13 protein-coding genes are annotated in these 19,004 nt (G+C 45.9%); 7 read left to right on the plus strand and 6 right to left on the minus strand.

Features of this window, described 5'->3' with window-relative positions; translation table 11 throughout:
* The first annotated feature begins 48 nt into the window (after nt 1-48).
* Nucleotides 49-3,195, plus strand: coding sequence for a triple tyrosine motif-containing protein (locus BLU80_RS08375; RefSeq protein ID WP_139188110.1), 3,147 nt, complete (start codon nt 49-51; stop codon nt 3,193-3,195).
* Between the two features lie 35 nt (nt 3,196-3,230).
* Here BLU80_RS08375 and BLU80_RS08380 read toward each other — a convergent pair whose 3' ends face one another.
* A complete protein-coding gene (locus tag BLU80_RS08380; RefSeq protein WP_244518823.1) occupies nt 3,231-4,076 on the minus strand; it encodes an MBL fold metallo-hydrolase in 846 nt (281 codons plus the stop codon).
* Between the two features lie 19 nt (nt 4,077-4,095).
* Nucleotides 4,096-4,467, minus strand: a complete 372-nt coding sequence (locus BLU80_RS08385; protein WP_091396552.1) for a hypothetical protein — start codon at nt 4,465-4,467, stop codon at nt 4,096-4,098.
* Between the two features lie 318 nt (nt 4,468-4,785).
* Between BLU80_RS08385 and dacB the strand changes: the two genes are divergently transcribed.
* On the plus strand, nt 4,786-6,192 hold the full coding sequence (dacB, locus tag BLU80_RS08390) for a D-alanyl-D-alanine carboxypeptidase/D-alanyl-D-alanine endopeptidase (protein WP_091396554.1): 1,407 nt from the start codon (nt 4,786-4,788) through the stop codon (nt 6,190-6,192).
* Between the two features lie 216 nt (nt 6,193-6,408).
* Complete coding sequence (gene infC / locus BLU80_RS08395) at nt 6,409-7,080, plus strand: translation initiation factor IF-3 (protein WP_091396557.1); 672 nt, start codon at nt 6,409-6,411, stop codon at nt 7,078-7,080.
* 262 nt (nt 7,081-7,342) lie between these two features.
* On the opposite strand, the gene BLU80_RS08400 is transcribed toward infC, so the two are convergent.
* Together BLU80_RS08400 and BLU80_RS08405 are read right to left on the minus strand one after the other, a co-directional pair.
* The gene (locus tag BLU80_RS08400; RefSeq protein ID WP_091396559.1) at nt 7,343-7,747 is read right to left on the minus strand and encodes an RrF2 family transcriptional regulator; all 405 of its coding nucleotides are present in this window, start codon (nt 7,745-7,747) and stop codon (nt 7,343-7,345) included.
* A 158-nt stretch (nt 7,748-7,905) separates the two neighbouring features.
* Nucleotides 7,906-10,725: a putative LPS assembly protein LptD gene (locus BLU80_RS08405; RefSeq protein ID WP_091396561.1), complete on the minus strand. Its 2,820-nt coding sequence runs from the start codon at nt 10,723-10,725 to the stop codon at nt 7,906-7,908.
* A 240-nt stretch (nt 10,726-10,965) separates the two neighbouring features.
* Between BLU80_RS08405 and BLU80_RS08410 the strand changes: the two genes are divergently transcribed.
* From BLU80_RS08410 to nhaA, 4 genes are all read left to right on the plus strand, one after another.
* Nucleotides 10,966-11,892 carry an N-acetylmuramoyl-L-alanine amidase family protein gene (locus BLU80_RS08410; protein ID WP_091396563.1) on the plus strand — a complete coding sequence of 309 codons (927 nt, stop codon included), beginning with the start codon at nt 10,966-10,968 and terminating at the stop codon, nt 11,890-11,892.
* A gap of 342 nt (nt 11,893-12,234) precedes the next feature.
* The gene (locus BLU80_RS08415; RefSeq protein ID WP_091396566.1) at nt 12,235-13,251 is read left to right on the plus strand and encodes an MlaD family protein; all 1,017 of its coding nucleotides are present in this window, start codon (nt 12,235-12,237) and stop codon (nt 13,249-13,251) included.
* A 42-nt stretch (nt 13,252-13,293) separates the two neighbouring features.
* Nucleotides 13,294-15,519 (plus strand): OstA-like protein, encoded by a 2,226-nt coding sequence (locus BLU80_RS08420; protein ID WP_170831184.1) that lies wholly within the window; start codon nt 13,294-13,296, stop codon nt 15,517-15,519.
* 107 nt (nt 15,520-15,626) lie between these two features.
* Nucleotides 15,627-16,898: a Na+/H+ antiporter NhaA gene (gene nhaA, locus BLU80_RS08425; RefSeq protein WP_244518825.1), complete on the plus strand. Its 1,272-nt coding sequence runs from the start codon at nt 15,627-15,629 to the stop codon at nt 16,896-16,898.
* A 54-nt stretch (nt 16,899-16,952) separates the two neighbouring features.
* Here nhaA and BLU80_RS08430 read toward each other — a convergent pair whose 3' ends face one another.
* Together BLU80_RS08430 and BLU80_RS08435 are read right to left on the minus strand one after the other, a co-directional pair.
* The gene (locus tag BLU80_RS08430) at nt 16,953-17,948 is read right to left on the minus strand and encodes a vWA domain-containing protein (RefSeq protein WP_091396571.1); all 996 of its coding nucleotides are present in this window, start codon (nt 17,946-17,948) and stop codon (nt 16,953-16,955) included.
* Nucleotides 17,945-18,967 carry a hypothetical protein gene (locus tag BLU80_RS08435; protein ID WP_091396574.1) on the minus strand — a complete coding sequence of 341 codons (1,023 nt, stop codon included), beginning with the start codon at nt 18,965-18,967 and terminating at the stop codon, nt 17,945-17,947. Before BLU80_RS08435 ends, BLU80_RS08430 begins: the two co-directional genes overlap by 4 nt.
* Nucleotides 18,968-19,004: the final 37 nt, after the last annotated feature.

Below are 19,004 nucleotides of genomic sequence, written 5' to 3' on the forward strand. Positions count from 1 at the left end.
ATTGGCTAATTTTGAAGATTTATGGGTCAAAAATCTCAATTTTAGGACGTGAAGCTGAACTTTCTAAATAACATCTTAAAGAGGGTCTTTCTCTTAACAAATAGCCGCAGGACGCTCCACGGATGGCGCCTGGTGATGGGCTGTTTATTTTTGTTAGGGGTTGTGAGTGGTAAGGGACAAACCGGTACCACATACAGTGGTGGGCCTGCGGATGTTTCCATGGGCGCAGGCACGATCGGGCTTCCTGCAGTCGTTCACTTTTCAGAAAAGGATTTTGAGGCCGGTGTACAAAACTGGATGATCACGCAAGACAGCCTGGGTATTCTTTATTTTGCCAATACAGAAGGCCTGTTAACCTACAATGGCAATGACTGGCATTTATTCCCTTTGCCCAATAAAACACTGGTTCGCTCCATCCATGTGAGTAGTGGGGGACGTATTTTTACAGGCGGCCAGGATGAGATCGGGTATTATTTTCCTGACGCAAACGGGAAGCTGGGCTACCATTCTTTAAAAAGCTACCTGCCTAAAAATCAACAGAGTTTTGCGGATGTCTGGAATACAGGCACCGCGCAGGGGCGCATATATTTTAGATGCACCGACCGGATCATGGCCATTGATACCGCCCTTGGTCAGCGGCGCTCGGTCGTATATCCGGCGCCCAGCGAATGGCTGTATATGGCCTGTGTTCAGGATGGCATCCTTGCCCAGGATAAAAAACAGGGGTTATTGAAGTATAGCCGGGGGAAATGGACGGTGATTGCGCCTACCGCCTTTAAAGATCAGGTGATCACAGCTATCCTGACCATGGGCCGGGACCGGTATTTGATCACAACGCTCAAACACGGTGTCTATCTGTTAGAGGCCGGTCGGGTAACCGCTGTTACCCTCCCTGCTGAAATACCGCAGGCGCATATTTATGCGGCAGCGGGCATCAAGCGTGAGCCCACGCAGTTTGTCCTGGGAACCACTTCCAAAGGCGTGTATATCATATCGCTTACACAAAATCCATCTGGTAAACCGCAGGCCATGGTGGTGCGGCATTTTACCAGTGAGTCCAGACTGCAGAACAACAACGTGCTGAGTTTGTTTGTGGATCAGGAACATAATCTCTGGCTGGGCCTGGATAAAGGCATTGACCTGGTGGATTATAATTCTTTTATCCAGACCATCAGTCCGGTACACAATACACCGGCCGCCTGTTATACGGCAATAATTGATCATCATCAGCTAATTATCGGCACCTCCGACGGGCTGTATAAGACGGACTTAAGCGTGCCCGTCGCCAGTGATATTAGTTATAGCAGGGGCGCATTCACTAAGGTATCCGGAAGTTCCGGACAGGTATGGGGGCTGTATAGTACCGGGCAGCATTTGTTGATGGGGCACAATGAAGGCGCCTTTGAGATCAAGGGTAACAGCGCTGAACCCATTTACAGACAGGAGGGGGTATGGCTGTTTCAGGTATTGCCTCATGGCAGTATTCAGGACGGTCCCTGGATTTCCGGTAACTATGCCGGCATGGAACTGCTCAAGGATTCTGCCGGCCGCATGGTAGACGGGGGCAGAGTGGCCGGCAGCCCGTTTGAATCCCTTCGCTTTATGGCCATGGATACGGTGCGGCACGTTGTTTTCGCTTCCCATCCTTACAGAGGGGTTTATGGGCTGCAGATGACTAGCGATATGAAAACCGTTAATGCGGTACGGTTGTATACGCAAAAAGACGGCTTGCCAGGTACCCTGAATAATTACGTCTATACCTTACACGGGAAAATTGTTTTTTGTACGGACAACGGACTCTATCAGTATGACGCGGAAAGAGACCGGTTTTTCCCGGACAGCAGCTATCAGGACATTTTTGGTCAGATGTCCTTAAGACTGGTACAGCAGGACAGCGCGGGGCGGATCTGGTTTGTTAGTCATAAGAAACTTGGTGTGGTATTAAAGGATAGGACAATTCAGTATTTTCCGGAACTGACCGGTAAACTGATTTCCGGATTTGAATTTATCTTACCGGTCAACGATAAAAATGTACTGGTGGGGTCTAATGACGGTCTGATTCATATCAATATTGATAAATACCAGGCCGGCAGACAAAAAGTACAGTTACTGCTGACCAGGGTAACGGCCACCGCACAAACAGATTCCAGTTTGTTTAACGGCTATTTTACCACAGCCAACAGGGTGGTGAAATCTCAGTCTGAGGACAAGATAGCGCAATTGCCGGCCAGGTATAATTCATTTCATTTTACCTTTACGGCTACGTCCTACCGGCCGCCCAGGGAGTTTGAATATAGTTATGAATTAGAAGGTTTTGATAAGGGCTGGAGCAGCTGGAATGCCAAAAAGGAGAAGGATTATACCAACCTGCCTTATGGAAGCTATACTTTTAAGGTGCGCGCTAAAGACCGCTTTGGAGTGGAATCTCAGGTGGTGCAATATCAGTTTGTGATTTTGCCGCACTGGTATCAGACCAAACTGGCTTATTTAATTTATCTGTTGTTGTTTTTTATGGCGCTGATTTACGGGCGATATGTAATGCAAAGGAAATTTGAGGCACAGAGAATTAAATTTGAAAAGGAGCAGGAAAAGATGCGCTATCTGCATCAGTTGGAAATAGAGCACAATGAGCGGGAAATCATTCAGCTCCAAAAAGAGAAACTCCAGGCGGAAGTGTCTTTCAAAAATCAGGAGCTGGCCTCCACCACCATGCATCTGTTTAAAAGAGGGAAGCTGCTGGCTAAATTAAAGGAAGAGCTGCTGGAGGCCATTAAGGCCTTACCCGATCATAATAATCATGCGGATTTTGGGAAGCTGGTGAAAATGATTAATGAAGCCGAAAAGCAGGATGCCGACTGGGAACAGTTTGCCATCCATTTTGATGAAGTCCATAATAATTTTCTGGCAAACCTTAAAAGTCAGTATCCGGAGCTTACGCCGGCTGATCTAAAGATCTGTGCCTATATCAAAATGAATCTCTCTTCCAAGGAAATGGCGCAGCTGCTTAATATTTCTTTAAAGGGAGTAGAAGTGGCCAGATACCGGCTGCGTAAAAAACTCGGTATCCCGGGCGCCCAGACCAGTTTGTATGATTTTCTGAGCAGCGTCACCGGAAATATGGCGGTAGGCTTACCGGGCGGCCATTTATCATCAGATCAGTTTTCACCGGAAAACGAACCGACCGGGGAAAGTTAAACCGGCTGTTTAGGCTATCTTATCAGGCTTACATTTTAGAAAGCAGTAGCGGTCTTCGGCGCCTGATCGCCTTTAAAGGGTACGCGCAGGACCAGGCCGTCATAAGCCAGCCTGACATGGTTGGGGAGCTGACCGGAAATGGTCTCATGCAGACCCATCTGGTGGCTGATATGGGTTAAATAGGCCTCCGGAATCTGTAGCTTCTCTATTAGTTCCAGCGCTTCACTTAAGGTAAAATGAGAAATATGTTTTTCTTTACGCAGGGCATTTAATACAAGGACCTTACTGCCTTTTATCAGTTCCAGCTGCGGCTGATCAATTTTATTGGCATCGGTTATATAGGTAAAATCACCGATTCTGAATCCGACGACTTCCAGCTTATGATGCCAAACCCGGATGGGCGTGACGGTAATACCTTCCACATCAAAAGGCTCCGCTTCGATACTGTGCAGCAGAATTTCCGGGATACCCGGATATTTAAATTCAGAGAAGGCATAATAAAATTCCCGGACCAGTTCTTTTTGCGTTGCCTTGGTGGCAAAAACATGCATGGGCTTCTTTTGAAAATAGTTGTAGGCGCGGATGTCATCCAGTCCGGCAATATGATCCTTATGCGCATGGGTAAATAAGACCGCATCCAGCCGGTCATTTTCAATGCGCAGCATTTGCTGGCGGAAGTCAGGTGTCGTATCGATGATAATCGTTTTACCCTGCACGCGCAATAAAATACTGCTGCGTAGTCTTTTATCCTTTGAATCCTTTGAACGGCAAACCGCACAGTGGCAGCCAATCATGGGGACGCCACTGCTGGTGCCGGTACCTAAAAATGTAATTTCTAAAGAAGTCGTATCTGTATGGGTTGATTGAAGCGTTGTTTCCAAAATTCAAAATGTTTAATGCTTATTGATCGCGCATCGCCAGAATGCTGTCTACCATATAAACGGAGTGTCCGCGCCAGGGCAGCCGGCCATGAAATTCTTTATAATGTAAATCAAAGACCTTACCACTATTTCTTTCCAGCTGCTGGAAAATAACCGGGTCGTCTACAGAAAATGTGAACTCATAACTCTGAAAACTGCCGTTGTTTTGCCGGCCAAAACCTTGTTGAATTAATTTTCCTTCATAGGTCTTAAAGACATTTCCTTTGTAAACGGCATAATTTAATACCCCTGATTTTACGCCGGTGGCAAATACGTAATAGTATTTTACGTATACAAAAAGCCCGGTAAAGACGACGAGTATCAGGATGGTGATAGTCACAAACTTTTTCATGGGTGTCATTTTATGTAGCTACATAACAGCAGCAATTTACGGGATATTCGTGGATATTTCAGTGAATTTGTGGGTTGTCGTCCGTAAGGCAACTGATTTTTCCACCAGGCTGGGCAATTCAGGGTAAATTGCTTTATTTTGCTTATACATCACCGGCAGATCCAATGTCCCTTTTAACGGACTGTGCCGGTGCGTGACAAGTGCAAGTTTTATAAAGTATGAACAGCCTGCAATGAAGTAGCCTGGGCATTACCTGAAAGGAATCTTAGCTGTTTTTCGCAAGGAGTCAAAGAAGAAGATTAGAAAATAAATATATCTATGCGCCTATTATATGTAAGTTTATTAACACTGATAACCAGCGTTTCGTTAACCGCACAAACCCTTAAAAGCCGCCTGGGGGCTCAGACGCAAAGGCTGCTTGAGGATGTGCAGATGAAAAACGCTTCCTTAAGCCTGTATGTAGCCGATGCCGCCTCCGGCGATCTTGTCTATGAGTATAGCGGTCATAGAGGCTTATCACCCGCCTCCAGCCAGAAAATCTTTACGGCTATTGCGGCTTTTGATCAGCTGGGTAAGGACTTTCGCTTTAAGACCGTTCTGGGCTATAAAGGGCAAATAGAGAGTGGCGTATTAAAAGGAACCCTTATTGTGAAGGGTTATGGGGATCCGACCCTTGGCAGCTGGCGTTATCCGGGCTATAAACCGGAAGATTTTAAAAATAAACTGCTCGCGAGTTTAAAAAATGCCGGTATCCGGGCCGTTGACGGGGACCTGTTAATAGATGAAACGGCCTTTGGTTTTAACCCCACACCCGGTGGCTGGCCCTGGAATGATATGGGTAATTATTACGGCGCCGGAGACTGGGGTGTCAACTGGATGGAAAACCAGGTGAATATCAGTTACCGGGGCGGCAGCCCCGGTGGCTCTGTCAAAATTACCAAAGTGGATCCGGAGCTGGCAGGAGCTACTTTACTCAATAAAATGACGACCGGTCCTGCCGGTTCTTCCGATCTAAGCCGGATTTTTACGGCCCCTTACAGCCCCGTTGCCTGGATTGACGGCCGGGTGCCTGCAGGGACCAATAGAATGGCGACCGGATCCATGCCCAATCCGCCCTTACAACTGGGGCAGGATATCCAGCGTTTGCTGAAAGACAACCAGATTTATATTACCGGCACGGTTAAAACGGGCGGTGCCCTGGAAATTAAAGGGGAGGACGTTCCAAGGATGTCCAAGGAAATAGAGACCTACGGTTCACCGGTACTGTCTAGTATTGTCTTTCATTTTTTACGTAAAAGTGTCAATTTATACGGGGAAGCCTTTGCAAAAGCCATTGGTTACCAGAATAAAAACAGTGGCACTACGGAAGACGGAGTAGCAGAAATCCGTAAATTCTGGCAGGGGCAGGGGATTGCACAAAGTGAGCTGGAAATGATGGATGGCAGCGGCCTTTCTCCCCAGAACTACGTATCGGCTTATGCAGAGGTAAAGGCGCTGCTCTATGCCAGATCTCAGAGTTGGTACAATGATTTTTATGAGGCATTGCCGACCTATAATAATACCAGAATGAAAAGCGGAACCATTCATGCATGTAAGGCTTACGCCGGCTACCAGAAATCAGCAGACGGGCATACTTACGTCTTTTCTATTATTATTAACAATTATTATGGCAGCCAGTATAGCCTGCTTCCCAAAATGTACCGGGTATTGAATGTCCTAAAGTAGTAGGAGGCTAAGCTGTCAAAGAGCGCTTAAAACAGGGGTTATGGCGGTAAAGACTGACAAAGCGTCTGTATTTACAAAAAGAAAGCAAGAAGATGGCAGCCTTTTTTTGTGGTTTGGAACTATTGTACAATATTTGCAGTAATTTTTTAAATTTAGGATTCTAAAAGAACGGTAAAAACCGTTTGTTTTAAACATTAATTCACCAAAAAATTGTGAATGGCATTAGTAAACAGAAAAAATAATCGACGTTTTCAAAGGCAGGCAGAGCCGGAACATCGCATCAATGAGCGCATCAGGGTTCCTGAAGTGCGTTTGGTGGGAGATAATGTCGAAGTAGGGGTCTACCCGATTGAGGAAGCCCGCAAGATTGCTGCTCATCTGGAACTGGATCTGGTGGAAATTTCTCCCAATGCAAATCCACCGGTATGCCGGGTGGTTGAATATAAGAAATTCCTCTACGAGAAAAAGCGTAAGGAAAAGGAAATGAAGGCGAACTCCAAACAAAGTGAGCTGAAAGAAATCCGTTTTACGGCCAATACCGACGACCATGATTTTGACTTTAAGGCCAAACATGCAGAGCGTTTTCTGCAAGATGGCAATAAGGTGAAAGCGTATGTACAGTTCAAGGGTCGCGCTATCATGTTTAAGGATCGCGGGGAACTTTTACTGCTGAAATTTGCAGAAAGACTGGCAGAAGTCGGTTCTCTGGAAAGTATGCCTAAAATGGAAGGTCGCAGAATGCTGGCCATGTTCGCACCGAAAGTGACCAAGAAGAAGGAAACCGGCGCTAAGGACAAAGGAGCCCAGCAGGAAGGCAAAGAGAAAAAAGCAGATAAGCCTAAACAACCCGCTGCCAAGGCGCCGGTTGCTGGTAAAGAAGCAGAATAAAACAGGTCGCGGTTGAATATTTCTGCCATTCTCTGTAGTGCTGATTCCTATGACAGGAGTCCCGAGAAAAGAAGGCAGAAAATAAGAAGCCTGAGAACCTTTTGAACTTTGACCACCTTTTGAACCCTGGCGGATGAAATAGCCTGCCAGTCAGCGGTTGGTTTTATTCCCATAAAAGTAAATGCGTTACTAGACTTAAAGTACTTAAGTTAGTAACGCATTTACTTTTTTATTCCACTTATTCGAATACGCGGCTTTATTTTTAAGTCAGGTCAGCCACGGTGCGGTGTTCCAGAATGGCCAGATTGGCATCCCGTACCTGAATCAGTACATCTCTCAAACCGCAGCTTTCCTCGTTGCAGTTCTCACATTTTTTATAAAAATGCAGACTGACACAGGGCAACAGAGAAATCGGCCCTTCAATCAGTCGCATGACCTCGGCCAGCACAATATCTTCCGGTTTTTTAGCCAGAAAATAACCGCCGCCTTTTCCTTTCTTACTGTCCAGTATCCCTTCTTTTTTCATTTCCAGCAGGATATTTTCCAGAAATTTAAGGGGAATCTTTTTTTTGCGGGATATTTCTGCAATTAAAACGGGCCCTTGTTTTGCCTGTTGGGACAGATACATCAAAGCCTTGAATGCATATTGTGTTTTCTTTGATAACATAATTATATTTTTCCTTCGAATATTGCTGTTGAGGGTTTTCCGCTACCAACAACTTGCAAAGATACTCCTTTAAAAGTAATTCAAATTATAGAAAAACCCTATTTTTTGCTTGGAATTATGCAGGTGTCCCTGTTTTTTACCCGTTTTATGTCAGGTGATTAGTTGTAAAAAGACCGGGAACGGTTGATCTTTAAATCTCTTAAAATACCTGATTTAGGATTCAGGATAATGCTGAAGGATTTATATCGGCCGATAGGAGATACGTTAATAGACATCTGCCAGCAGTGCATTTCTCTGGATAAAAACAGGCTGAGCATTCTTACTTCCTGGGCGCCGACATCAAAATACATGCTGCCGCCGGCTTTCCATTTTGGTGTCAGGCTAAAATCTCCATTCAGATTTAACGAAGAGGTCACCTGATGGGTATAGCCGCTATAATCAGGTTTTAAGGTCCGGTAAAAGCCTAAGGCAAAAGAAGCCTGCAGGTTCCAGGGAATATTAAAGTCTACAAACTCTGCCGGATTATCCCGGACGTATTGTAACTGTCTTTGCTGTTGATCATAAGGCATATTGGGGTCTGCCTGGATTCTTTGCTGGTCAGACCGCTGGTCGGTCTTTTTACTGGAAAAGGAGGTGGACATGGAGATATTGCCGCTGGTAATATTACCGATTTTACCCTCTTTCCACAGCAGTTTATTGACGCGTATGCCCCGCTCGTATTCATACTGGTCGACCGTCATGCTGGCGTTGACATTCATCTTATTATTAAATAGGGCCGTACGCATGGATATACTGATAGGGGACCATTTCAGGGAGTCAGCCATCATATTATAAGAGGTATTGATGCTGAGCCCGTCAATTAAATTCACTTTTTTGGTCGCGTTCTCCGGATCGCCGGTCGTATCCTTATCGTTGACCTTTTTCATCTGCAGTATATTGTCCAGCCCGAAGTTAATACCTCCGAAGCTGCCTTCCCCGAAGGCGCCCACGATATTGCCCTCAAACATGGATACCCTTCTTTTAAGGGAGGTGTCGGCGGTGGTGTTCAGGTACTCATAATTCTGGCTGTTCATGTCTGGCTGATAGCTAAGACTGATGGTGGGGCGGATCTCATGGCGGATGGCCTTGATTTTACCTTTTTTGAAGTTAACGGTCCCGAATATCCTGGTGTTCATGGAAATACCGAAAGACATCTGCTGGGCGGCAAAGAAGCCGCGCTGGATGGTGGTATCGACCTGTGCGCTGTCCGCATTCCACCAGCGGTGCATTTTACGGCTATACCAGTTCTGGGAATAGGAGATAGAAGGGGTGAAGAGTAGGGGGCCTACAGCCGGCAGGGTCAGGGTAATAGGCACCTGATGCTGTGCACCCCACAGCATGGTGTCCTTTAGCTGACTGGCAGAAAAGGCCGTATCGTAAAAGGAAAACTGGTTTAAGATCGTACTGTTATAAGAGATGCCCAGATTCTCGTACCATTTGGATTTGCCCACCTGTTCCTTTTTCTGGAAAGGGTTGACGGTGGCCATGGAAAAGTTGGCCGTCGGCAACTGGACATTAATCAAATGGGTATTGTTATTCTGATTATGGTTGGCTGCCAGTGACAGGTTGTATTTTCCTTCATCCCAGGTCTTGGCCCAGGTGATGGAGGAACTCAGCTGGTTCTGGATATTTTCCAGGTTATTGGTCAGATAACTGTTGTATTTGGTACTACCTGCGTTGACATTGGCCGAGAAGCTCACGCCGGGTCTTGCCTTACTATCCATGGAATGGCTCCAGCCGATATGGATGGTGGTACTCTTGGTATATTCATCTCTTGAGATACCGGAGGTATTCAGGATTTTGGTAAACTGATACTGCAGGTTTAAGGAGCCTCTGTACTTATACCTTTTATAATAATTGGGATTGACGCTGATCATGTACCCGCCATAACTATAAATATTGGCCCGGGTGGTCACATCCCAGTAATCATTAATGACCTTATAATAACCCAGTCCGTTAAAGCCCAGACCATAGGCGTTGTTTTGTTCAAAAGTAGGCGGCAGGAATCCGGAGTGGCGTCCCCTGGTCAGGGGGTAGATGCCAAAGGGGATGATCACCGGCATAGGCACCCCTTCAAATTCCGGGATGGCAGGTCCGGATACGGCCAGTTTCCCGGTAATCATTTTCATTTTAAAAGCGTGAAAATCAAAATGGGGCGGTTCCAGGTTACAGGTGGTAAAACGGGCATCTTTGGCAAAAAGAGCGTTACTGTCGATCTTTTTGACGATCTCTGCCTTGACAAAGATTTCGCCTTCATTGTAAAAGGTATTTTTCAGGATCCCCTTTTTACTTTTTACATTGAACTTCAGGCTGTCCATAATGGATTTACTGCCTTGTTGAACAATGGTCGGTTTGCCATAAATATTATCTGTGGTATCTTTGTTGCCAAAGGCGCGGATGACATCGGTGTTTTTATTGTAATTGATATCATCGGCGGAGATCTCGTATTCCGGGTTTTTTACATTGGCCTCTTTATGTAAGGAAAAGGTATTTTGTTTGATATAGATAACGGAAGAGTCGCTGGCTTTAAAATCAAACACATTCGGGATGGAATCCTGGGAAAGGTAGGACAGATCCCGGGGAGGTAAATTACTGAAGCTAAAGGCATCTTTAGCCGTTCTGGGCCGAATGGAGTCTGCAAAACTGGCTGGTATGGAGTCTGTTGCACTTTTGGCAGTGATCATGGCTGCCCGCCTGGTAAGGCTTACTGCCGTGGAAAGCCGGCTTAAGATCCGTAATTGATGAATGCTGTTATCCTGCCACTGTCCGGATAACAGGCAGCTAAGGGACTGGCCCAAACGGGGCACATGTACATTAGGCGTGCCGGTGGCAAACCGGGTGTCAGTAGCCATGGTAGTACCTATCCCGGAAAATAAAAACACAGCGCCCAGACAGGCCCTTAAAAAGTATTTATTTTGTGCCGGATAACTAAGATTCATACCAATAGTGCCTGTTGAATGACAGTGCAATAATACTCTAAAAGTCGTTATGCGCCATCATAAAATAGAGAGAAACTGTATAATTTATATAGACCTGGGGTGCAAATGTAATAACTATATAATAATGGAAAAATTACCCTTCGTCAATTATAACATATTTTGTGCGAAAAAAAAATGGGATTCAAAAAATATCCCGTTATTATTGCAAATAAAACGTTACGGCGTTAAATTTTTATATAAATGAAAGGGATTTTAAGGGGAATTACAGGGATTACTTTTTTAGTTATTGGCGTATTTGGATTTGTCCAGGCACAGACTTCTGCGCTTAAAACAATTATTGTGGACCCGGGACATGGGCTGCCGGACCCGGGCGCCAGAGGACATTACAGTAATGAAAGTGCCATTACACTGGCCGTTGCGCAAAAACTCGTGGATAAATTAAGGGATTCACTGCCGGGCGTCAGAGTTTTAATGACCCGTAATAACCCGCAGTTACCTGCGGGCCTGACCAATGCCGCACAGGCCAACCGCTGGCGGGCAAAATTTGCCAATGAGAACCATGGAGACCTTTTTGTCTGTATCCATGTCAATGATGCTCCTTCCATCACGCATAAAAAAGTCGTCGGGTACAGAACCCGGGTGTATTATACCGGTAAAGGCAGTAAACGACGCAAGCATACCAGAAAAGAGCCCCGCTATGAATATTATAAGGAACCGAGTGGCGCGCATGGGACGGAAACCTATGTCTGGGCGGTTAATAAAAATGATTCCAAACAGGATTTTGTCCAAAATAATAACCCGGATGAACTTTATGGAGAAAAAGGGGACAGCACGGTGCCTATGTTCAGTTCCACAGAAGAAAAGATTCTGGCTACCCTCAGAACCAAAAAATATTTTTCCAGAAGTTTATTACTGGCTAATCTAATTGAAGACCAATACGTTAAAAACGGAAGGTTCTCCAGAGGAGTAAAACAACGCAATGAAGTAGGTATCTGGGTGTTGCATGCAACGGCCATGCCCAGTATTCTGACGGAAATCGGGTTCATCACCGACCGCAGTGAGGAAGATTATATGAACAGCCAGGGCGGACAGCAGCAAATTGCCTCCAATATTTTGCAGGCCATCATCAAATACAAGGAGTTGCTGGACGGCGGACAGGTGCACTAAAGAAAACCTGCTATAAAAGCATTGATCTTTAATAAATTATCTGCCTTTTGGTATTTTTAGATGAAAATAGGGCAGTGTTGTTTGATTTGATTAATTTTAGCTGACCGTAATACGCACAAAGGGACCGGGGCGTACGGGGCCGCCAAATGTGGATGTCGTCTGATTATTAGCTATTTTTAAACGTAACAATTTAAGTTTCAAAGGTTAATATGGTTATCTTTGCGGACGGGCCTTTTGCAGTGAGCTGGACCCGGTCGGGTGTATCACAACCGTTGAAATTAGGAGTAGCGACATGGTTCGAGCGTTGGATAAGCCCCCATAAAATAATTTAAAAAAGCAGGTATGAAAATATCTAATGAAACAAAAATAGGAGCACTTACGATTATCGCCATTGTACTGCTGTTTTTGGGATTTAATTTTCTGAAAGGAAAGAGTTTATTTAAAACCGGGTATTATTTATATGCCAAATTTCCGGAATCCAACGGGCTGGTAGCATCCAATGTGGTGACCATCAACGGATTCCAGGCAGGCACCGTATCCAAGATATCGGCCAGCAAAGATCTGAAAGAAATTGATGTGGAGGTTAAACTCAACCAGGCTTATGATATCCCTAAAAACTCCACGGCCAATATTTCCAGTAATCCTTTGGGCGCTTCCAGCCTGGAGGTGACGCTTGGAGATTCCAAGGACCTGATGATGTCCGGAGATACGCTGTTGACCGTCCTTACGCCCGGTTTACTGGGGCAGATGGGCCGTCAGATCCGTCCACTGGCAGAATCGGCTAAAAATACCTTGCAACACATTGATACGGTGATGCAAAATATCAACCAGGTCATGGACTCCAGTGCCAGGGGGGATATTCAGGATATTGTGGCTAATCTGAGCGTGGTTACAAAAAATTTGACCCAGACCACCGCTTTGCTAAATAAGGCATTAGATTTGCAGACAGGAGCCTTTGCTGGTTCTATTAAAAATATCAATAGTTTTACCAAGAATCTGGCGGATAACAATCAACAATTTGATTCTGTAATGAATCACTTAAATGTTGCGACCGCCAAGTTTGCCCAGGTGGATCTGGCCACGACCTTAAATAAACTGAACGGCTCCATGGAGCAGTTATCAGCTATTTTAGCAAAGGCGAACTCTACAGACGGCTCTTTGGGAGCCCTGTTAAATGACAAGGAATTATATAACAATTTTAACCGTACAGCAAAGAGTTTACAGACCCTTTTGGACGATCTTCGGGTACACCCTAAGCGGTATGTAAATATTTCTGTGTTTGGCAGAAAGGATAAGGGTAATTACCTGGAAAAACCCCTGCCGCAAGACAGTACACATGCTGACTTCCGGAATCGATAAATGAAGATATTAAAGAGAAAAAATATAAAATCGGGCTTGCGCATGCTGGGCTGTCTGTTATCCTTGTATATGGGCAGCAGTCTGCAGGCGCAGGTAGCACCCAAGACCAGTCCGGATTCTGCTGCTCAGGGCCGTATACAGATCATTCACGCAGACCGCACCGGATTTAAAAAATTTTCTGACAGTACCATGATCCGTTTTGCCAGCGGTAATGTCGCTGTCAGGCAATCCAGCACTTTATTTTATTGCGACAGCGTGGCGGCTAATCCGGAAACGCAGATAACCGAGGCCTACGGTCATGTGCATATCAATGATAACGACTCCATTCATATTTATGCTGATTTTATGCGTTACAAAGGCGCAGACAGAACTGCATTTTTAAAAAATAATGTGCGCCTGACCGACGGTACGGGAACGCTGACTACTTCTGCCTTGGATTATGACCTAAACACCAAGATTGCCGTTTATAGTCAGCAAGGCAAACTGGTGAACGCCAAGACCGTCTTAACCAGTCAGTCCGGGACATACTACGGGGATACAAAAGATGCACAGTTTACCAAAGATGTAAAACTGGTGGATCCGGATTATACCATGACTACCGATACCTTACTGTATAATACAGTCACCAGAGTGGCCACTTTTACGGTTCCTACCCTGATTCAGCAAGGACCCTTTAAACAAGTGCAGACCACGGACGGTTATTATGATCTGTTACACAAAACGGCCTACTTAGGTAAGCGACCTACCATTATTGACAGCAGCTCCGTACTGGTAGCCGATGAAGTAGCGGCTGATGACAGCAGCGGTTTTGCGGAAGCCAGAGGAACCGTGGTTTTTAAAGATACAGCCCAGGGTATGGTGGTTTTATGCAACGATTTAAAATCCAGCAGAGAAAATGCTTCTTTTTTAGCCACTGTAAATCCGATTGCAATTATTAAGCAGCAGACGGATTCTATTTTTATTGCGGCTGATACCCTCTATTCTGCCAGATATAGCAAGGACGACAGCCTGTCCGTCCAGGGAGCTGACAGCAGCGTACATTCAAAAAAGAAGTCCGGACAGACCGGCGATACGTCCGTTATTAGTGCGGACAGATATATTACCAACCAGGCACCTGCAGAATCCACGGATTCCACAAAGCAAGTCCCTTATGACGCGGCGACGGTGTCGGCTGCAGACACGGCAAGGAACGCTGCAGACACGGCGACGCTACCAAAGGCCCAGCAGGGGTTTCATAAAGTAGGGAAGGTATTTGTCTGGGATTCGGATACCAGTAAACCGGATTCCGCCACCCAGGCGCAGGCGCAAACCAGGGAACAGCAGGAAGAGCCCTCGGAACATAAAGGCTTATTTGACTTTTTCAAGTCTAAAAAAGAAGCGCGGGATCCCTCTGATATAAAAACAGATACGACGCATCCCGGTGTGAAAAATCCGGTGACGGGTCAACATAAGGCATCTAAAAAAGAAGAGAAAAAATCTATTTTAGGCATTTTCAATAAGAAGAAGCAAGACGTCAATAAAGGCAAAAGCCAGCCGGGTATCATTGACAGTATAAAGGCTGCCAAACCGGAGTCCGTGGCGGATTCCACGGCTAAAGGCAAGCCTGGCCTGGATTTCTCCGTCTCTAAATCTCAGAGTGGTAAAGATTCTTTACCGCCGGAAGATAAAAAGAACCGTTTTTTAGAGGCCTATTTTAACGTAAGAATCTATAGTGATTCGCTGCAGGGGATCGGAGACAGCCTGTATTACTCAGGCAGGGATTCTTTAATTCAGCTGTTTAAACAGCCTACGATCTGGACTACCTCCAATCATCAGATTTCTCAGGTGAGCGGGGATACCATTTTGGTGCAGACGGCCAACAACAAGCCTCAGTATATCCGGGTAGCGGATAATGCCATTATGTTAAGTCAGGCAGACACGTTGCATCAGAAAAATACCAGTCAGTTCTTTAACCAGATGGCCGGTAAGAAACTGGAGGCCTGGTTCACGGACGGGCAGATAGACAGCCTGTCGGCCCAGGGCAATGCCCATGGTATATTCTACAGTCTGGATGATAAGAATAAATATATCGGCGTAACCCAGCAGGATTCCAGGGTGCTGAATTTTTATTTTGTCAATAAGGAGCTGGAAAGAATCGTCGGTAAGTCAGATGTGGTTGGAAGAGTATATCCGATGGGAGAGGTGGATCATGAAAAAATCCGCTTAAAAGGGTTTCAGTGGCTGGAGGATAAACGGCCCAAATCCAAATATGATTTATTGGCACATTAATAAAAAGCGTAGCTTTAGCCTGGTGGGCAGGATGTAAATACCAGCCGCTTAACCTACATTATTTTAACGGGGCTCCATAAGGGAGCCCCGAATCTCTCTTAGAGCATATGAGTCAACAATTAGATAAGGACAAGGAGCTGCATAGAACAGAGGCTTTTGGCCGGAGCAAAATGAAAAGCAAGGAGGGACTCGCCAGGCAACTGACCTATACCCTCCGGGCCTTTATTCATGACAGCCGAAGTGTGGGGTTACTGCTGATTGTCTGTACGCTGATTTCCCTGATGATCAGTAATAGCGGTGCCGCTATCAGTCAATCCTATATGGATGTCTGGCAAAGGGATATCCCTTTTTTGACAGCTGTCGCCAGCAAGTATGGATTGCATTTGCCAGAGAGTCCTATTCATTTGATCAATGATTTTTTAATGGCCATCTTCTTTTTTATGGCCGGCATGGAGATCAAAAGAGAACTCATAAAAGGCGAACTGTCTTCCCCTAAAAAAGCGGGGCTTCCCGTTATTGCCGCCATTAGCGGAGTCGCCCTGCCGGCCGTTTTATTTTTACTGTTAAACAGAGGGACTGATTTTGGGCATGGCTGGGGGATTCCTACGGCTACGGATATTGCTTTTTCGCTGGGCGTGGCGGCGCTGCTGGGCCCTAAAGTACCATATTCCTTAAAAGTCTTTTTAACGGCGCTGGCTATTATTGATGATCTGTGTGCCATTTTGATCATTGCCTTATTTTATGGGGGACAGATTGCAGGTCTGTGGCTGGGTATTGCAGCGGCCTGTCTGCCACTACTGTGGATGACGGGTAAATATTTAAAGGGGTATTTTAAACAGACGCTCCGTATCCTGCTCGCCATGATTTTGTGGTATAGTGTCCTGCAAAGCGGTATTCATCCAACCATTGCAGGCATCCTGTTTGCGTTTATGATACCTACCGGAGAGCTGGCAATTTTTGAGAAAAAGGTGCACGTGCCGGTAAATTTTATCATCATACCTTTATTTGCCCTGGCCAATACCTGTATCCTACTACCGGCATCCTGGAGCAGCGTATTTACGTCTACTTTATCCTGGGGTATCCTGTTAGGACTTTTTATTGGTAAGCCGCTGGGAATCGGACTTATTTGTTTTATGGTGATTCGCGCCGGATGGTTTAAGCTGCCCAAGGGCTGCACCTGGAAGCAGTTTATAGGGATTGGGATCCTGGCAGGTATTGGTTTTACCATGTCTATTTTTGTGACCACGCTGGCCTATAGTGACCCTGCCTTCCAGGCGGATGCTAAAATCGCCGTCTTACTGGCCTCTTCACTGGCCATGGTGGTGGGTTTTATCTGGCTGTATAGTACAGGTAAAAAGAAGCCGGCATTATCTGAGTAGCAGGGGCCGGGGGAGACGTGCCGCTTTTGAAACTCGTCCTTGCCGGGCAGGCCTTTAAGGAAACTTACGCAGCACGCTTAAGCGCAACACCAGTTCTATGACCATCAGAAAAACAGCCGCCATAATAAAGGGCAGTGATTTTTCTTCATAGCGATTAAAAGAAGTGATTTTTACATCTGATTTTTCCAGTTTGCCGATACTCTCATAAACTTTGGTCAGGGTCTTATTATCTGCTGCCTGAAAATACTGACCGCCGGTCTGACGGGCGATATTTTTCAGCAGCTCCGGATTAAAGTCCAGTTGTCTGGTTCCTTGTCCTAAGGGATCATTGTCATCTACGGTTTTATTGCTGCCGATACCGATGGTATAGACTTTTATACCATAGGTCTTAGCCATGGAAGTGGCAATATCCGGAGAGATCTTACCGCCAAAGTCCATCCCGTCTGTCAGTAAGATAATAACCTTGCTCTTGGCCTTACTATACCTTAAACGGTCAATGCTGGTGGCAAGACCGGAGCCGATAGCCGTCCCTTCTTCTTCCAGGTAACCGCTGTTGATCTGGCTGATTTGCTGGAGCACCATATTATAATCCGTCGTAACGGGCGTGAGGGTGAAACTGATATTGCTGAAAATCACAACGCCGATCCGGTCTCCTTCTCTGCTACGGACAAAATCCATCGCCACGTTTTTTGCAGCTTCCAGCCTGTTGGGGATAAAATCTCTTTCAGTCATGGAACCACTGATATCCAGGCACAGGACCATATCGATGCCCTGACCGTCTGTTGAGGTTTCGGTAAAGCTATTTCTGGGCCTGGCCATGGCGATAATCAAAGCGCCGAGGGCCAGGATTCTGAGCCAAAAGGGTACCGGCATCAGGGCAGACTTCCAGCTCCTTGATTTTTTAATCTCCCGGGTGGTAGACAGCGCCAGCGACGCAGATTTAACCTGCTGTTTTCTATAGTGCAGCAGTACCAGTACCGGCAGCGTGGCCAACAGCACCAGTAGCCAGGGGTACGCAAAATCTGTTTGTTGGAACCAGTTGACGATCATTTTTTAGTTTGTGTTTCCAGAATTTGTTTTTCTATGCTTTGTAAAGTTTTACGGGCGATACCAACCGCCTCTTTTGTTTGATCCACTTCAGGGCTGTGTTCGGCGAATTTCACGTAATCACTCAGATTCGTGAAAGACTCCAGATCCAGTCTTTCCTGGTGACGTACCAGATAATTTTGCAGACTTAAGACCATTTCCTTAGAAGTGGCCTGGAAGGCGTGGGTGGATAATCGCTGATCAAAATAAGCTCTGCAGATATCCAGCAGCCGGGTATAAAACTCTTTGAATTTGCCTGCTTCCACAAGACCCTCTTTTTCCAATTGGTCTATTTGTCCAAGGGCCCAGGTAAGCGGGGGACCTTTGATCACCGGTCTACCGGTCCTGGGTTTATTTTTTCTTTTTCTGAGCCACCAGATCAGTAAGACGATCAGAAGCGCCAACACCAGGATGGCCGCCACAATATATAACCAGGTATAATCTGTGTAATTAACCGGAAGAATCTCTTTTAAGGGATGATAGTCTTTGAGCTGACTTACATCCACCGGCAGGACCTGTAAGCTTACAGGCCGGGTGGTAAGGGCATACTGCTGATGATTAATATCACTGACCACCGGCTCTATCACCGGGATCTGCCAGCTGCCGGAATCAAAAGAAGTAATGGTTAATTTCTGCATATAGGTCGTCTGACCGTCTACGGAAATCGTATCCATCTTGCCTTGCTTTACCACCTGGATATGGCCGGCCGTATCTTCGATCTTAAACCAGGAATGCAGGGTCTGTGCGGGATCTGTCAGGTTTTCTACTTTTAATTGTAAGGTGACCTGTTCACCCAGTACAATCTGATCCCGGTCCAGGGTAACAACGGCCTGCTGGGCCCTGGTCATCTGGGGGTGTACTGCGGCAAGTAATATCAGTAAAAGAACAGAAAGTTTCCAAAGACCGGCCGTGGACCTGCCTGGGCGGGAACGGAAAAAGTCTTCAGGAAAGCATAGCGAGCTTTGTACATGATTTTGTTGCATATCTTTCTTTCGATATAATATTATTGGGTGCCGGAGG

The organism is Arachidicoccus rhizosphaerae, assembly GCF_900107765.1.
GTDB lineage: Bacteria > Bacteroidota > Bacteroidia > Chitinophagales > Chitinophagaceae > Arachidicoccus > Arachidicoccus rhizosphaerae.